At 62.8% G+C, this 15,439-nt stretch carries 15 protein-coding genes; 1 reads left to right on the forward strand and 14 read right to left on the reverse strand.

Annotated elements, in window-relative coordinates; translation table 11 throughout:
• Positions 1 to 270: 270 nt before the first annotated feature.
• The 7 genes from bamB to ndk form a co-directional block, all read right to left on the reverse strand.
• The gene (bamB, locus tag P3T20_RS14400) at positions 271 to 1,416 is read right to left on the reverse strand and encodes an outer membrane protein assembly factor BamB (protein ID WP_074264191.1); all 1,146 of its coding nucleotides are present in this window, start codon (positions 1,414 to 1,416) and stop codon (positions 271 to 273) included.
• Between the two features lie 60 nt (positions 1,417 to 1,476).
• On the reverse strand, positions 1,477 to 2,106 hold the full coding sequence (locus tag P3T20_RS14405) for a tetratricopeptide repeat protein (protein ID WP_074264190.1): 630 nt from the start codon (positions 2,104 to 2,106) through the stop codon (positions 1,477 to 1,479).
• A 66-nt stretch (positions 2,107 to 2,172) separates the two neighbouring features.
• Positions 2,173 to 3,513 (reverse strand): histidine--tRNA ligase, encoded by a 1,341-nt coding sequence (hisS, locus tag P3T20_RS14410; RefSeq protein WP_074264189.1) that lies wholly within the window; start codon positions 3,511 to 3,513, stop codon positions 2,173 to 2,175.
• A gap of 20 nt (positions 3,514 to 3,533) precedes the next feature.
• A complete protein-coding gene (gene ispG / locus P3T20_RS14415) occupies positions 3,534 to 4,850 on the reverse strand; it encodes a flavodoxin-dependent (E)-4-hydroxy-3-methylbut-2-enyl-diphosphate synthase (RefSeq protein WP_074264188.1) in 1,317 nt (438 codons plus the stop codon).
• An 83-nt stretch (positions 4,851 to 4,933) separates the two neighbouring features.
• Positions 4,934 to 6,076 carry a helix-turn-helix domain-containing protein gene (locus tag P3T20_RS14420; protein ID WP_074264187.1) on the reverse strand — a complete coding sequence of 381 codons (1,143 nt, stop codon included), beginning with the start codon at positions 6,074 to 6,076 and terminating at the stop codon, positions 4,934 to 4,936.
• A 210-nt stretch (positions 6,077 to 6,286) separates the two neighbouring features.
• Positions 6,287 to 7,438: a 23S rRNA (adenine(2503)-C(2))-methyltransferase RlmN gene (gene rlmN, locus P3T20_RS14425; protein ID WP_074266016.1), complete on the reverse strand. Its 1,152-nt coding sequence runs from the start codon at positions 7,436 to 7,438 to the stop codon at positions 6,287 to 6,289.
• A 112-nt stretch (positions 7,439 to 7,550) separates the two neighbouring features.
• On the reverse strand, positions 7,551 to 7,976 hold the full coding sequence (gene ndk / locus P3T20_RS14430) for a nucleoside-diphosphate kinase (RefSeq protein ID WP_074264186.1): 426 nt from the start codon (positions 7,974 to 7,976) through the stop codon (positions 7,551 to 7,553).
• 266 nt (positions 7,977 to 8,242) lie between these two features.
• Here ndk and P3T20_RS14435 point away from each other — a divergent pair, with 266 nt between their 5' ends.
• Positions 8,243 to 8,941, forward strand: coding sequence for a Bax inhibitor-1/YccA family protein (locus tag P3T20_RS14435; RefSeq protein ID WP_074264185.1), 699 nt, complete (start codon positions 8,243 to 8,245; stop codon positions 8,939 to 8,941).
• Between the two features lie 226 nt (positions 8,942 to 9,167).
• On the opposite strand, the gene P3T20_RS14440 is transcribed toward P3T20_RS14435, so the two are convergent.
• From P3T20_RS14440 to P3T20_RS14470, 7 genes are all read right to left on the reverse strand, one after another.
• Complete coding sequence (locus P3T20_RS14440; protein WP_429287148.1) at positions 9,168 to 9,941, reverse strand: MBL fold metallo-hydrolase; 774 nt, start codon at positions 9,939 to 9,941, stop codon at positions 9,168 to 9,170.
• Between the two features lie 8 nt (positions 9,942 to 9,949).
• Entirely contained in the window at positions 9,950 to 11,083 is a 1,134-nt protein-coding gene (bamC, locus tag P3T20_RS14445; RefSeq protein WP_429287149.1) for an outer membrane protein assembly factor BamC, read from the reverse strand.
• A gap of 111 nt (positions 11,084 to 11,194) precedes the next feature.
• Entirely contained in the window at positions 11,195 to 12,112 is a 918-nt protein-coding gene (gene dapA, locus P3T20_RS14450) for a 4-hydroxy-tetrahydrodipicolinate synthase (protein WP_429287150.1), read from the reverse strand.
• Positions 12,113 to 12,154: 42 nt separating this feature from the next.
• On the reverse strand, positions 12,155 to 12,796 hold the full coding sequence (locus tag P3T20_RS14455; protein WP_429287151.1) for a class I SAM-dependent methyltransferase: 642 nt from the start codon (positions 12,794 to 12,796) through the stop codon (positions 12,155 to 12,157).
• A 58-nt stretch (positions 12,797 to 12,854) separates the two neighbouring features.
• Positions 12,855 to 14,057 carry a tryptophan--tRNA ligase gene (locus tag P3T20_RS14460; protein ID WP_074264180.1) on the reverse strand — a complete coding sequence of 401 codons (1,203 nt, stop codon included), beginning with the start codon at positions 14,055 to 14,057 and terminating at the stop codon, positions 12,855 to 12,857.
• 4 nt (positions 14,058 to 14,061) lie between these two features.
• Positions 14,062 to 14,727: a site-2 protease family protein gene (locus P3T20_RS14465; RefSeq protein ID WP_074264179.1), complete on the reverse strand. Its 666-nt coding sequence runs from the start codon at positions 14,725 to 14,727 to the stop codon at positions 14,062 to 14,064.
• Positions 14,728 to 14,798: 71 nt separating this feature from the next.
• Positions 14,799 to 15,434, reverse strand: a complete 636-nt coding sequence (locus tag P3T20_RS14470; protein WP_074264178.1) for an L-threonylcarbamoyladenylate synthase — start codon at positions 15,432 to 15,434, stop codon at positions 14,799 to 14,801.
• Positions 15,435 to 15,439 lie beyond the last annotated feature (5 nt).

Consider the following 15,439-nt stretch of genomic DNA (forward strand, 5'->3'; position numbering starts at 1 on the left):
TTTGACGCAAATTATCACGAATTCGGCCGGCCCCGGACGTGCGGCAAATATGCCCGTCCAGGCGGACGTCGGGCTGGCTATATGGGCGGCGCCGCAGCGCCGCCGGGTTCCAGGTGTTGCGGACGGCTCCGCTTTCGCACCCGCGGCAAGCCTATGCCGCCGCAAACCCACGAAGCGGACGGTGACGTGCACCGCCCAGGATACAACTAAAAACGCGCGCGGCCGGCTAAGCCGGCCTGCGCGCGGTACCGCGTAAGCCTCTCGCCGCGTTTAGCGCGGACGGAAGCCGTAGATGTCGCCGTCGTGCGTCTGGACGACGAGCGTTTCGCCCGCCAGCACCGGCGCGGCGGTAATCGCTGTGCCATCGGTCGGCATCCGTGCGACGAGCGTACCGTCGTCACGCGAGAGGAAATGCACGAAACCCTGGTAATCGCCCATCACCGCGGCGTGGCCCAGCAGGAACGGCACACTCAGTTCGCGGTTCTTCAGCTTGTCGTTGGTCCACAACTGCTTGCCGCTCGTCGCGTCGAACGCGTTGACGACCGACCAGTCGTCTGCACCGACCACCGTCGATTCGTCCTGCGCAATACCGCTCGTGCTCGAGAACGCCTTTTCCCACAACGGACGGCCCGAGTTCGCGTCGAAACAGCCAACCTGCCCCTGGAACGTCACGGCACAGGTTTGCGCGTCGACCAGCGTGGGCGGCCCGGTCACGTCATTGATCCGCTCGACTTCCGTCACGCCCTTCGGATAGGACACCGGCGTTTCCCAGAAGGTATCGCCCGTCTGCACGTTGATCGCTGCGAACGTGCCGCCAGGGAAGCCGGCCAGCACCGCCTGGCCACCCGCGAACGTCATGCCTGCCGACACGCGCAGATTGAGCGGCACCGCGCGGTTGCGGTACACCCACTTCTGCTCGCCGGTTTGCGCGTTGAACGCCGTGATCTGGCCGTCCACCGTGCGCACCACCACAAAGCCGTTACCCACCAGCGGCGGCGAGATGATCTCACCAGGCGCCGTGTTCTTCCACAACTGCTTGCCGTTCTCGTCGAGCACGTACACCTGGCCCTTGAGCGCGCCGACCGCAGTCAGCGTTCCGTCGCTGCCGACACCTGCCGACAGGTCGCTGCCGATCTTGATACGCCAGACATCCTTGCCGGTCTGCGCGTCGATCTTCGCGACCGAGCCGTTCGCGCCTGCGGCGTACACGAAGTTGCCGACCGCCACCGGCGAGAACAGATAGCGCCCTGCCTTACCGACACTGGCCTTCCAGACCTGCTGCACGTTCAGCACGGGTTTGAACTCGGTGAGCGGCGTCGGCACGCGGCGCTCGTCCTTCGTGGATGAGCAAGCCGTCATCATGAGCACGGTCATCGCACAGGCAACGGGCACAGCGTAGCGTTTCAGCAGATTCATCGGTTGACGTTGCATTTAGGGAGATTGATCAAATGGGACTGGTTGAGCGTCATACGACGTTCAACCGCCCAGCGCGTCCAGCTTGAACTGGATCAGCTGGCGCGAGGATGTATCGGACTTCGGCAGCGAATCGAGCGCGAGCTGATAGGCCGTACGTGCATCGGCGCGCTTGCCCTGAGCTGCGAGCAGGTCGCCACGGCCATTCGCCACGACGCCCTTGAACGCGTCGGACTGCGGTTCGGCGAGCAGCGCCAGACCCTGGTCGTAAGCCTTGTCGTCGAGCAGCAGGGAAGCCAGACGCAGCTTCGCGATCTGCTTGAATTCGTCGTCCTTGGCATGGTCGACGGTCCATTGCAACTGCGCCTTCGCACCGGCTTCGTCGCCGGCTGCGTAGAGCGCCTTGGCCGCGGCCAGCGCGGTCATCTGCGCATACGCGGTGCCGCCGAACTTGTCTTCCATGTCGCCGGCCACGCGGGCCACCTGGGCCTTGTCGCCGGCCGTCACAGCCTGTTGCACCTGGTCGTACAGCACGGCGGCTTCCGCAGCCTGATGCCGCTGCCAGTAGTTCCAGCCGTTCCAGCCAGCGGACGCAAGCAGCGCCACCAGCACGATCCACGTCGTGGAATTGCCCCACTGGGCCCACCAGGCCTTCAGACCTTCAATTGATTCTTGTTCGTCGTGGTAACTCATCGCCAGGCGATCCCTTCTCTTTTATTACCTTGTATGTGTCGAACCGCATGGCCGACGACATCGCAATCAGTCGTCGCCGTCTTCGGCGGATGCAACCATCGCATTGATTAGAAATTCGGTCAAGTCTTCGGCCGGCACGTTGTGTTGCTCGCTCTTACCACCGTCCTGACCCGCATTGCGCAGCGGCTTCACACCTACCGTGCCGCTGGCGATCTCGTCTTCGCCGAGAATCACTGCGAAGGCCGCGCCGCTTGCATCGGCACGCTTCATCTGCGATTTGAAGCTCGCCGTCTGGCCATCCGCACTGCAGTGCAGGATGACGTCGAGACCGGTGTCGCGCAGCCGCTCGGCGATGATGAAGGCCTGCTCGCGCGCCGTGTCGCCCTGATGGACCACATACACATCGCAACCTTCATCCTCCGGCACGAGGTTCTCTTCCTTCAGAAGCTCGAGTATGCGCTCGACGCCCATGGCCCAACCGCAAGCGGCCGTCGGCTTGCCGCCGAGCTGCTCGATCAGCGGATCGTAGCGACCGCCGGCGGCCACGGTGCCCTGCGCACCAAGCTTGTCCGTCACCCATTCGAACACGGTCAGATTGTAGTAATCGAGACCGCGCACGAGACGCGGGTTGATCTTGAACGGCAGATTGTTCGACTTCAGGATGCGTTGCAGTCCTTCGAAATGCGCGCGCGACGCATCACCGAGAAAATCGATCAGCTTCGGTGCGTTCTGCGCGACTTCCTGCATGGCCGGGTTCTTCGTATCCAGCACGCGCAGCGGGTTCGTGTAGAGGCGGCGCTTCGCTTCTTCGTCGAGCACGCCCATGTGCTTTTCGAGGTACGCGATCAATTCGACGCGATGTGCCGCGCGTTCTTCCGCGAGCCCGAGCGAATTGATTTCGAGGCGAATCCCGGTCAGGCCGAGGTCATCCCACAAACGCTGGCACATCATGATGATTTCAGCGTCGGCATCTGGACCCGCAAAACCCAACGCCTCGACACCCACCTGATGGAACTGGCGATAACGGCCGCGCTGCGGACGCTCGTGGCGAAACATCGGACCGACGTACCACAAGCGCTTTGGACCGTCGTACAGCATGTTGTGTTCAATCGAAGCGCGCACGACGGCAGCGGTATTTTCCGGACGCATCGTCAGGTTTTCACCGTTCAGCGCATCGGTAAAGCTGTACATCTCCTTCTCGACGATGTCCGTCACCTCGCCGATACCGCGCGTGAACAGTTGCGTATGCTCGACGATCGGTGTGCGAATATTCTGGTATCCGTAAGAACGGAGCATCGACTTGACGGTCGTTTCGAAAAACTCCCACAACCCTGCTTCCTGCGGGAGGATGTCGTTCATGCCCTTCACACCGGACAATTTCTCGAGCTTTTTCTTCTGTTCAGTCATCTGTATTCGCTTGATACTTCTCAGTTGAGCGCGGTCGCGCGGCCGTAAGTACGCTCGACGTAATCGCTCACGATTTGCTGGAATTCTTCGGCGATGTGCTCGCCACGCAGCGTCTTCACTTTCTCGCCGTCGATGAACACCGGTGCAGCCGGATTCTCACCCGAGCCCGGCAGGCTGATGCCGATGTTGGCCTGCTTCGACTCGCCCGGGCCATTCACGATGCAGCCCATCACCGCGACGTGCATCTTCTCGACGCCAGGATACTGGTCGCGCCATACCGGCATCTGCAGACGCAGATAGGTCTGGATCTGCGAGGCGAGTTCCTGGAACAGCGTGCTGGTGGTGCGGCCGCAGCCGGGGCAGGCGATGACCATCGGCGTGAACGAGCGCAGGCCCATGGTCTGCAGGATTTCCTGGCCGACGATCACTTCGCCGGTACGCGGGCCACCCGGTTCCGGCGTCAGCGAGATACGGATCGTGTCGCCGATACCCTGTTGCAGCAGCACCGACAGCGCGGCCGTCGACGCCACGATGCCCTTCGATCCCATGCCGGCTTCGGTCAGGCCCAGGTGCAGCGCGAATTCGCAACGGCGCGCGAGTTCGCGATACACGGCGATCAGATCCTGCACGCCGCTTACCTTGCACGACAAGATGATCTTGTTGCGCGCCAGGCCCAGTTCCACGGCGCGCTCGGCCGAGCCGATCGCCGACTGGATCAGCGCTTCGTACATCACGCTCTGCGCTTCCCACGGAGTGGAACGCGCGGCGTTTTCGTCCATCATCTTCGCGAGCAGGTCCTGATCCAGACTGCCCCAGTTGACGCCAATACGCACCGGCTTGTCGTACTGGATGGCAGCTTCGATCATCTGCGCGAACTGCGTGTCGCGCTTCGCGCCGTGGCCGACGTTGCCCGGATTGATCCGGTACTTCGACAGCGCCTCCGCACACGCGGGGTAATCGCGCAGCAGCAGGTGACCGTTGTAATGAAAGTCGCCGACGAGCGGCACCGACACGCCCATGCGGTCGAGCTGATCGCGCACGGCCGGCACGGCCGCTGCCGCCTCCGGCGTATTGACCGTGATGCGTACCAGTTCCGAACCGGCCTGCGCCAGTTCCTTGACCTGAATGGCCGTGCCGATCGCATCCGCGGTATCGGTGTTGGTCATCGACTGGACGCGCACCGGTGCGTCGCCACCGATCGTCACGAGATTGCCGGCCCAACGGACGTCGACCGCGTGCGACGAACGACGCGGTGCATGACCGCCGAACACCGGCTCGTTCGAAGAAATCTGACTGCTGCTTTGGGATTGAGCTTCGGAGTGCATCGAAAAACCCATTTACGCCGCATGCGCCACGCAACACGCACGCCGCACGAATTGAAAAAGCGCCGCGAGCCACGAGGGCCGCGGCGCGCACCTTATCAAGGCAGCGTCATGCGCGCCACATTGCCTTTGGCGGATGCATATTTCGCGGGGTCGACCGGTTGACCGTCGAGCGTCATCGAATCGAGCCCTGCCTTGTTACCGACCGTGACCTTGAAAGGTCCAACGCCGGAAATTTCCTTGCTGTCGCCTGCGTGCACGAGGCCGGAGAACAACTCCTTGCCGTCGCTCTGCCGCACGCTGAACCAGCTATCCTGGGTGACGCGCAGCGCCACAACCGACTCGCCCGCCGCAGCCTGTACAGCATCGGACGCGCCGTTGGCCGTCGTCGCTACCACCGGTGCGCTGGCGGCCTTCGTCGCGGCCTGGGCCTGTGATGCTGCCTTCGGAGCCGCCGGGGTCGCCACAGCCGGCGCCGCCGAGCTCGCGCCGTCAGCCATCGGCAACGGCGTCGGCATCTGCACGGCCGACGCTGCGTTATCCGTTGCTGCCGGCTGGTTTTGATCCGGCGCCGACGCAGCGGGTGCCGCCTCGTCCGCCACGGCTTCGGAGCCCGCCGCCTGCCCTTGCGCCACTGCGCCCGACGCGCCGTTTGCGTTGTTACCCGCCGCGCTATTGGCCGTGGCCCGCAAGCGCGCCAGCCATGCTGACGAATCGCCGCCGTTCGTATGCCACATGCCCAATGCGATGACCGCGACGATCACCGCTGCGATTCCCCACAGCCACGAGCGATGCTTCTGACCGCCACTGCTGCCGCCCAGCGACAGCGAAACCCGGCCACGCGGCAGATCGCGCCCCGAAGACGCGGGCATCGACAGATCCGGCGCAGGCACGCCCTTTTCGCGGCGCAACGCCTGCGTGAAAGGTGCCGGATCGGCGCCGAGCATCTTGGCGTAGCTACGCACCACGCCGAGCGCGAAGGTCGTATCCGGCAACTGGCTGATATCGCCCGACTCAAGCGCGCGCAGTTTCGCCGACGACACCTTCAGCCTGGCCGACACGTCGTCGATCGACCAGTTCTTCGATTCGCGGAGCTGCGTCAGTCGCGCTCCCACCGCCATCAGCGAGTCCAACCCCGTCTGCACAGCAGGCTGCACCACGGCTGCGCGCGTGGCTGCCGGCGCCGGATGGCCCGTGTCGGTCCCTGTATCCTGCGGGTGCGGGTGCTGCGGCTCACTCATCCCAAATCCTTTCGCGTCGATTCTTTTTCACTCGTGCGAGAACCGCCGGGCAGCATGCCTCGGGCCAGTTACGCAGACCGTTTATAACAAAATGTGCGGCCTCATGTGCCGCTTCCGATCGCTTCTGCAAACTTTCTTTTCAATTCCATGCGGCACAGCGGGTTTTTTAGCGACTCGCAGCTTCGCGATTCGCGCTCCCCGCCGCCGTGCTCACACTGCGCGGACCTCGATCACCCTGGCCGCCTTGCCGCTACGTTCAGCGAGCCGCGTGCGATCCTGCACCGCCCCCGCCAATTGACCGCACGCCGCGTCGATGTCGTCACCGCGCGTCTTGCGGATCGTGGTAACAACGCCCGCATCCATCAGCACTTGCGCAAACCGCTTGATCTGTTCCGGCTTCGAGCGAAGCAGCCCGGACTCCGGGAACGGATTGAACGGAATCAGGTTAAATTTGCACGGCACGTCGCGCGTCACGGCGAGCAGCTCGCGCGCCTGCGCCTCGCTGTCGTTGACGCCGTCGAGCATGCAGTATTCAAACGTAATGAAATCGCGCGGCGCAACTTTCAGATAGCGCTGACAGGCGGCCATCAGTTCACGCAGCGGATATTTCTTGTTGAGCGGCACCAGCATGTCGCGCAGCGGATCCGTAGGCGCATGCAGCGAAACCGCCAGCGCCACCGGCAGATCAGCGCCGAGCCGGTCCATCATGGGGACGACGCCCGAGGTGGACAACGTGACACGCCGGCGCGACAGGCCGTACGCGTTGTCGTCGAGCATCAGGCGCATGGCCGGCACCACTGCGTCGTAATTCAGGAGCGGCTCGCCCATGCCCATCATCACGACGTTCGTGACGACCCGCTCGCCCTTGCCGTCGCCTCCCACCGCCCGGCCACCGGCCGCGCCGCGCGACGCGCGCAGCGCAAATTCAGCCATGCGGAGCTGGCCGATGATTTCGGCCGTGGTGAGATTGCGTGAGAAACCTTGTTTGCCGGTGGAACAGAACCGGCAGTTGACCGCGCACCCGGCCTGCGACGACACGCACAGCGTGCCGCGCGTTTCTTCGGGGATGTAGACGGTTTCGACCGCGTTGCTGTTACCGACGTCGACCAGCCACTTGCGTGTGCCGTCGCTGGAGATGTGATCGCTGACGATGCCGGGCATCGCGATCGTGGCACGACCTTTGAGCTTTTCGCGCAACGACTTCGCGAGATCGGTCATGCCGTCGAAGTCTGCAGCGTTGTACTGGTGGATCCAGCGCTGCAATTGTTTGGCGCGAAACGGCTTCTCGCCCAGGCTGTCGCAATAGGCGACGAGCCCCTGGGCGTCCAGATCGAGAAGGTTGACGGTTGGACTACTCGTCATATCGAATCCTGCCATTTCAGTGCGAGACTTTCCGTTCATGCAACAAGCTGCATGAACGCATGTGCCGTTCGCGCCCGTTCCTGCTGCTTTACCTTACTACTTCGCGGAGCGCTTAGCGCGAGTAAACGTTGACTTCCGGGAAGAAGAACGCGATCTCGACCTTGGCCGTTTCCGGAGCATCCGAACCGTGCACGGCGTTCGCGTCGATGCTGTCAGCGAAGTCAGCGCGGATAGTGCCCTTTTCTGCCTTCTTCGGGTCCGTTGCGCCCATCAGGTCGCGATGCTTCAGAATAGCGTTTTCGCCTTCGAGCGCCTGCACGACCACCGGGCCCGAAATCATGAAGTCAACGAGGTCCTTGAAGAACGGACGTGCAGCGTGCACAGCGTAGAACTTCTCTGCATCAGCACGCGACAGATGGACCATGCGCGAAGCGATGATCTTCAGTCCAGCGTTTTCGAAACGGCTGTAGATCTGCCCGATCACGTTCTTTGCCACTGCGTCCGGCTTGATAATCGACAGGGTGCGTTCGATCGCCATAAAAACTCCAGAAAATTAAGAGGTTACAGATTCAAATGAATCCGCTATTGTAGCATGTTCCCATGTATGATTGCGATTGAACCCTTACGGCATTGAAAGACTCCAACGGGGAGTCGGTATTTATCTTAAGAGGACCGCGCGGGCTATTGAAACTCCCTGCCACGGCGCTAATCTTAGGGTTGTACAGATCAAGCGACCGGCCGCAAACTTGCTGGCCGGCGCTGCAAAACCACGGCGAGTTAATGCGCCTGACGCAAGGAGAAACCATGAACGAACATCCCTATAGTTTCGGCCGCAACGGCGCTGTCGCCACGGCTGAATCCCGCAACCGCGTGCTACGCAACGTCTACTGGCTGCTGGCGCTGTCCATGGTGCCGACGGTGCTGGGGGCGTACGTTGGCGTCGTCACCGGTTTCTCGCTGTTCGCGGCCACTAGCCCGGCCATGAGCATGCTGGCGTTCTTCGCCATTGCTTTCGGCTTCATGTTCGCCATCCAGCGCACCAAAGACAGCGCAGCCGGCGTATTCGTGCTGCTCGGCTTCACGTTCTTCATGGGCCTGATGCTTTCGCGCATGCTGAGCTTCATCCTCGGCTTCTCGAACGGCCCGTCGCTGATCATGCTCGCGTTTGGTGGCACGGGTGTGATCTTCGCAGCAATGGCAACTGTCGCCACGGTCAGCAAGCGTGACTTTTCGGGTCTTGGCAAGTGGCTGTTCGTGGGTGTGATCGTGCTGCTGCTGGCGATGGTCGCCAACATGTTTCTGCACCTGACAGCGCTCATGCTGACCGTATCGGTCATGGCCATCGTGATCTTCTCGGCCTACATGCTGTTCGACATCCAGCGCGTTGTGCGCGGCGGCGAGACGAACTACATCACCGCTACGCTGGCAATTTATCTGGACCTGTATAACGTTTTTGTGAATCTGCTGGCGCTGCTGGGTATCTTCGGCGGCAACCGTAATTAAGCGTAACGTGCACGCGCAACCAGGCGCGGCGCGGTAAGCGCGACCCAGACGAGTGGTCCGCAAGCCTGAGAGGCAGAAGCCGTAACCAGCAGTAATAGACGTAAAGCTCGGTTTTTACGAGTCGCATGAAAAACGCCCATGACCTTTGACCGTCATGGGCGTTTTCTTTTGGGCGCTCGCTCTGGCTTGCAGGTATGCGACGATGCACAGGCCCGGAATCGGTGAATCAAAGGCTCAGCCAGTCGAAGCCGTCGTCCTGCGAGGCCACCACTACCTCGACCGCTGCCGCGCCTAGCACGCCCGCCATAGCAGCTTGCGCGAGTGCCGGCGTATTGTTCTGCTGGCTCAGATGCGCCGCGATCAGATGACGCAAGCGCGAGCGATCGAGCGAGGCGAGAATTTCTGCCGCCGCTTCGTTGTTCAGGTGGCCATGGTTGCCGCCAATACGCGCCTTCAGCGATTGCGGATAGCGGCTCGCCGCCAGCATGCGCACGTCGTGATTGCATTCGAGCACCAGCGCGTCGCAGCCGCTCAGCACGGCACTGATGTGCGGCGTCGACGTGCCGACGTCGGTCAGCACGCCCAGCCGGCTCGCGCCGTCCGACAGGACATATTGCAAAGGTTCGCGGGCATCGTGCGGAACGGTATAGGGCAGCACGCTCAGGTCGCCGATCGCAACAGCCTCGTCGCCCCACAACACATGCAGGTCGACCTCAGCCTCGTCGGCGCCCACAGCGCGCGCCGTGCCCCAGCTCATGTGCAGCGGAATCGACCACTTGCGGGCCAGCGTCAAGGCGCTGCCGATGTGGTCGCTATGCTCGTGAGTAATCAGAATGGCGTCGAGAGATTCGACGCCCAACCCGAGACGCGCTAACCGGCGTTCGAGTTCTTTTGCCGAGAAACCGCAGTCGAGCAATACGCGCGTGGTGGTTGTGCCGCTGTGCACTTCCACCAGCAAGGCATTGCCTTCACTGCCGCTTCCCAGGCTGGCGAACCGCACGGTTCGTCTTAGTTCAGCTGCGCATGCAGCAGCGAAACAATGTGCTGCGCGTCCGACGAGGTATCCACCTGACCGTTGGCGTCGACCACCGCCACCTGCGTCAGCGCATCGCCCTTCGGTCGCACGTTGACGAGGAATTCCGGTGCAGGCTTGTTCGAACCGCCGCTGAACAGCTTGCCGAAGAGACCTTCCTTCTTCAGCTCCTGCGCCGCGTCTGAATAGCGCACGTAGTAAATGCCCTTCTGGCGATCGCGGTTGTCCACGGCGAAGTTCGTACGGTCAAGCGCGAGGCCCACACGCAGCCACGCGCTGTCGAAAGACTCCTGCAGGTCGAGGGTTGCACCGCCAGCCGTCATGTCCACCGTAACCGGTGCGGTAGCCGGGCGAGCATCCGTCAGCAGTTGCTTCGACTGCGCATCGGTCAGGCCGAATTTCTGCATCAGCTTGGCAAGGAACAGCGCTTCCAGCACCGGATTGCGCGGACGCTCCACCCAGCGCGACGACGTCTTGTCCTGTCCGGTCAGCATTTCTTCCATCGCGCTATGCGTGATCGAAATATCCGTGGCGCCGTCCGGGCCGTGCGACACGAGGGTGCGGAAGCTGTCGCGGGTACCCGACGAGTAAGCGAAATCGACCAGCTTGCCGATCGAGTTGCGGAACCAGTCGTCCGGGATGTTGGCGCGGTTCTCGGCCCAGTCGGTCGACATGATGCCGGTGTTCGGCGTGTCGCTCTTCAGCGCAAAGCCGTTTTCCTGCCAGAAATCCTCGATCTGCGGCCACAACTGCTCCGGCGTCCGGCCGTCGACAACCAGCCAGCGGTGATCGCCGTCGCGCTCGATGTGCATGCCGAGCGGGTCCCGCGCGCTCGGTACGCCTTCGACCGAATTGCCGGCGCTCGTGGCCACGCGCGTCGGCGCGCCGCCAAGCGCCAGGTTGGCCGGCGGGGCGACGTACTTCTGCTGGGTCTGCTGGGCCTGCAGATCGCTCGGCACGTTCAGCGGTGGGGCCGTGCCTGCACCCTTGTAGTTGACGCGATCGGACGCAAACCAGTCGTTCAGCGTGTCACAGCCGGCGAGCGTCACCAGGGCAAGCGCCAGCGCCGCCATGCGGGTTGCGTGGAGGGAAAGTGCGGAACGTTTCATGAGGTCCTTCGTGAAGCTGGAACGCGGTGCCTGGTTCAATGCCGGGAACGCGGGCGATATCGACGTCGGTTAAAAAAATGCCGGTGACGGGCTGCTCGGTGCTGAAACCACTCAGCTGAGCAAACCCGCTTCGCGCAGCGCCGCACGCACCACTTCGTGGTAGCGCGCATCGAGCGGGGTGAGCGGCAGGCGGATTCCGCCTTGCACGCGCCCCAGTTGCTGCAAAGCCCACTTCGCCGGGATCGGATTCGATTCGATGAAGAGGTTCTTGTGCAGCGACAGGAGTTTCAGGTGAATCTCACGCGCGGTCTTTGCGTCGGCTGCCAGAGCGGCCTTGCACAACTCGCTCATGTCGCGCGGTGCTACGTTCGCGGTCACGGAAATATTGCCGTGGCCACCCAGCAACATCAGCGCGATCGCCGTCGGATCGTCGCCGCTGTAAATGCCAAAGTGCGCGGGTGCCGACTTGATCAGGTGAGCGGCGCGGTCGATATTGCCCGTCGCTTCCTTCACGCCCACGATGCCCGGCACCTGCGCGCAGCGCAGGATCGTTTCGTTAGACATATCCGCCACCGTGCGACCCGGCACGTTGTACAGAATCACCGGCAGATCGACCGTTTCGGCGATCTTGGCGAAATGGCGGTAAATACCTTCCTGGGTCGGCTTGTTGTAGTACGGCACGACTTGCAGCGTCGCGTCCGCGCCGACTTCACGGGCCTGCTGCGTCAGCTCGATCGCCTCAGTGGTGGAATTGCCACCGGAGCCGGCGATCACCGGAATGCGGCCCGCCGTGTGTTCCACAGCGGTTTTGACCATCAGCACGTGCTCTTCGACCGACAAGGTAGCCGATTCGCCGCTCGTGCCCACTACGACGAGCGCGTTCGTACCCTCTTCGATATGCCAGTCGATCAGTTTGCGGAACGCCGGCAGGTCGAGGCTGCCGTCTTCGAGCATCGGGGTGATGATGGCCGGAATGCTGCCGCGAATCTGAGGGCCGTTACTGCTGCCGCTTTGAATGCCGTTGGTCATGAAACGCCATGAATTTAATCAGTAAACCGCGATTGTAGCGGATTAGCTAGCCAGTTCGTAACAAGGCTGGGGTAATGCCTGAGTGTCGCCGGAAGCCGGCTGCGCCTCCAGAATTGCGCAGATCCGCTGAACGTACGCCGGACGCGGCTGCGCAAGAAAACCGTCCTGAAACGCGACCACCCGCAGACGCGGCCGTACCACGTCGAGCAGCTCGCCCGGCGCAAGCAGGAACGCCGGGTTGGACGGCTTGCCAACCGTCTGGTTGCCCTGCGCGAAGGTCTCGTAAATCAGCACGCCGCCCGGCGCGAGCGCCGCCAGCAGGTTCGGGAACAACGGACGATGCAGGTAGTTCGTCACCACCACCGCGGCAAATTTCGCATCGTCGGGCAGCGGCCAGGGCGCGCCTTCGAGATCGGCCACGAGCGTCGTAATTCGGGGCTCGTCCCGCATGGCGGCGAGTGCTGCCGCATCGCGATCGAGCGCGCTCACCGGATGGCCGTGCCCGGCAAACCAGCGCGCGTGCCGACCTGTTCCCGACGCCACATCGAGCACCGCGCCGCCCGGCGCCACGAGATGTGTCCAGTGACATACCCAGCGCGACGGCTCGCCGAGCGAAGCGTGAGCTGCGACGGCGGCCGGAGAAGCCTCAGAGTTGGCAGAAGCAGCGGATGCGGATTCGCTCATGGCCTGCAAAAAGCGCTGCGCGCGGTTCGTGCCGGACGCACCCGTTGCGCCAGCGACGTCAATTGTACGAGAGTCCCATTGCCTCACGCACATCGCGCATGGTTTCGGTGGCGAACTTGCGGGCCTTGTCGCAGCCGTCGGCGGCGATCGCACGCAGCAGCGACGGATCGTCCATGTACTTTTGCGCGCGTTCGAGCATCGGCTGCTGTTCGCGCAGAATGCCTTCGATCACCGGCTGCTTGCAATCCAGACAGCCAATTCCGGCCGAGCGGCAACCCTTTTGCACCCACTCGTGGGTGGTTTCGTCTGTGTAGACCTGGTGCAACTGCCACACCGGGCATTTGTCGGGATCGCCCGGATCGGTACGGCGCACGCGGGCCGGGTCGGTTGGCATCGTGCGAACTTTCTTCGTGATGGTTTCCGAATCTTCCCGCAGGCCGATGGTATTACCGTAAGACTTCGACATCTTCTGACCATCGAGGCCCGGCATGCGCGACGCCTCGGTCAGCATGGCTTGCGGCTCGACGAGGATGATCTTGCGCGAGCCTTCGAGGTAGCCGAACAGCCGCTCGCGGTCGTTCATCGACAGGCTCTGCGACTCCTGCAGCATCGCGCGGGCCTGTTCGAGCGCTTCGTCGTCGCCTTCCTGCTGGTAGGCGTTGCGCAGCTCGTGATAGAGCTTCGAGCGCTTGCCGCCCAGCTTCTTCGCCGCCTCGTTGGCCTTCTCTTCAAAGCCCGGCTCGCGGCCGTACAGGTAGTTAAAGCGCCGCGCGATTTCACGCGTCATCTCGACGTGCGGCACCTGGTCCTCGCCGACCGGCACGAGCGAACCGCGATACAGCAGAATGTCCGCCGCCATCAGCACCGGGTAGCCGAGGAAGCCGTAGGTGGACAAGTCCTTGTCCTTCAGCTTCTCCATCTGCTCCTTGTAGGTCGGCACGCGTTCGAGCCAACCGAGCGGCGTGCTCATACCGAGCAGCAGCGCCAGTTCGGCATGCTCCGGCACCTTGCTCTGGATGAACAGCGTGGCCTGGGCCGGATCGATGCCGGAAGCCAGCCAGTCGATCAGCACTTCCCAGACGTTCTTTTCGATGACCTCGGGCGTCTCATAGTGCGTCGTGAGCGCGTGCCAGTCGACGACGCAGAAAAAGCACGGATATTCGGACTGCAGGCGCACCCAGTTTTTTAGCACACCGTGATAGTGGCCGAGGTGCAGGGAGCCGGTAGGCCGCATGCCGGAGAAGATACGGTCAGGGAACATGATTTTATTGAAAGAGCGAAGCGATAGGAGTCAGGATGGCGGTCACGGCGTCATAGCCGAGACCAACGAGCGGGCTCAGCCAGAAGCGGGTCAGGAGGCCCGTCATCACCAGCGCCATCACGATAAAGAAACCATACGGCTCGAGGCGCGCCAGCGCAATGGCCTGGCGCGGCGGCAGCAGCGCGGTCAGCACGCGCCCGCCATCGAGCGGCGGCAAGGGAAACAGATTGATCACGCCGAGCACCAGATTGACGCCAACGCCTGCGGCGGCCATGCGCGTGAAAAAGGGCTCTTGAACACCCGCCACACCAAGCGCCACGGCGATCACGCCCCAGACCAGCGCCTGCAAGAAATTGCACATCGGACCGGCCAACGCGACCCACAGGCTGCCCCAACGAGGATTGCGCAGATTGCCGAAGGCCACGGGCACCGGCTTCGCGTAGCCGAACATGAATGCTCCGCTGGTCGCAAAGTAGAGCAGCAGCGGAATCGCGATGGTGCCGAGCGGGTCGATGTGACGCATCGGATTGAACGAAACGCGACCGAGCGCGTAGGCGGTATTGTCGCCGAGGAGACGCGCCACGTAGCCGTGAGCCGCTTCGTGAAGCGTGATGGCAAAAATCACGGGCAACGCATAGACCGCGACGGTCTGTATCAGGGAAGAGTCCATAACCCGCTATTGTAACAACGCCATTGCGTGCGTCTGTCCGCTTTCGCTCATGCAGGCTAACACGGAGGCCCTCATGCCGGCTGTTCGAGACCAAAAGGCGCGAGACTGCCGCGCCCTGCCCGCACCAGCACCGGTTCTGGACCCGTCAGATCGACGATAGTCGACGGCTCGCATGGACACGGGCCGCCGTCGATCACGAGGTCGAGCTGTTTTTCGAGGCGCTCGCGGATTTCTTCGGCGTCGTTGAGCGGCTGGGTTTCGCCCGGCATGATCAACGTCGTGCCGAGCAGCGGCTGGCCGAGTTCTTCGAGAATCGCCAGCGTGATCGCGTGATCCGGCACGCGCAGGCCGATGGTCTTGCGCGACGGATGCGACAGGCGTCGCGGCACCTCTTTGGTGGCTTCGAGCACGAATACGTACGGGCCCGGGGTCACTGACTTGATCAGGCGGAACTGGCGGTTGTCGACCATCGCGAAGTTCGCGAGTTCGGACAGGTCGCGTACCAGCAACGACAGCAATTGACGCTCGTCGAGGCCACGAATCCGGCGCAGGCGCTCGACCGCGTTCTTGTCGTCGAGGTGGCAGGCAAGCGCATAGCTCGAATCGGTCGGCAGGGCGACCACACCGCCGTCGTTGATGATCTGCGCGGCCTGCTTGATCAGGCGCGGCTGCGGATTATCGGGATGGAGCCGAAAGAATTGGGACATGGTTA

This window comes from Paraburkholderia sp. GAS206C (assembly GCF_050435645.1).
GTDB classification, from domain to species: domain Bacteria; phylum Pseudomonadota; class Gammaproteobacteria; order Burkholderiales; family Burkholderiaceae; genus Paraburkholderia; species Paraburkholderia phenazinium_B.

What these genes read in the sequence shown, in the direction of transcription:
- bamC (WP_429287149.1), bottom strand. Translation starts at nt 11,083, where the DNA reads ATGAAACGTTCCGCACTTTCCCTCCACGCAACCCGCATGGCGGCGCTG.
- P3T20_RS14435 (WP_074264185.1), top strand. Translation starts at nt 8,243, where the DNA reads ATGAACGAACATCCCTATAGTTTCGGCCGCAACGGCGCTGTCGCCACG.
- rlmN (WP_074266016.1), bottom strand. Translation starts at nt 7,438, where the DNA reads ATGACGAGTAGTCCAACCGTCAACCTTCTCGATCTGGACGCCCAGGGG.
- hisS (WP_074264189.1), bottom strand. Translation starts at nt 3,513, where the DNA reads ATGACTGAACAGAAGAAAAAGCTCGAGAAATTGTCCGGTGTGAAGGGC.
- ispG (WP_074264188.1), bottom strand. Translation starts at nt 4,850, where the DNA reads ATGGGTTTTTCGATGCACTCCGAAGCTCAATCCCAAAGCAGCAGTCAG.
- ndk (WP_074264186.1), bottom strand. Translation starts at nt 7,976, where the DNA reads ATGGCGATCGAACGCACCCTGTCGATTATCAAGCCGGACGCAGTGGCA.
- P3T20_RS14455 (WP_429287151.1), bottom strand. Translation starts at nt 12,796, where the DNA reads ATGAGCGAATCCGCATCCGCTGCTTCTGCCAACTCTGAGGCTTCTCCG.
- P3T20_RS14465 (WP_074264179.1), bottom strand. Translation starts at nt 14,727, where the DNA reads ATGGACTCTTCCCTGATACAGACCGTCGCGGTCTATGCGTTGCCCGTG.
- P3T20_RS14405 (WP_074264190.1), bottom strand. Translation starts at nt 2,106, where the DNA reads ATGAGTTACCACGACGAACAAGAATCAATTGAAGGTCTGAAGGCCTGG.
- P3T20_RS14470 (WP_074264178.1), bottom strand. Translation starts at nt 15,434, where the DNA reads ATGTCCCAATTCTTTCGGCTCCATCCCGATAATCCGCAGCCGCGCCTG.
- P3T20_RS14420 (WP_074264187.1), bottom strand. Translation starts at nt 6,076, where the DNA reads ATGAGTGAGCCGCAGCACCCGCACCCGCAGGATACAGGGACCGACACG.
- P3T20_RS14460 (WP_074264180.1), bottom strand. Translation starts at nt 14,057, where the DNA reads ATGTTCCCTGACCGTATCTTCTCCGGCATGCGGCCTACCGGCTCCCTG.
- dapA (WP_429287150.1), bottom strand. Translation starts at nt 12,112, where the DNA reads ATGACCAACGGCATTCAAAGCGGCAGCAGTAACGGCCCTCAGATTCGC.
- bamB (WP_074264191.1), bottom strand. Translation starts at nt 1,416, where the DNA reads ATGAATCTGCTGAAACGCTACGCTGTGCCCGTTGCCTGTGCGATGACC.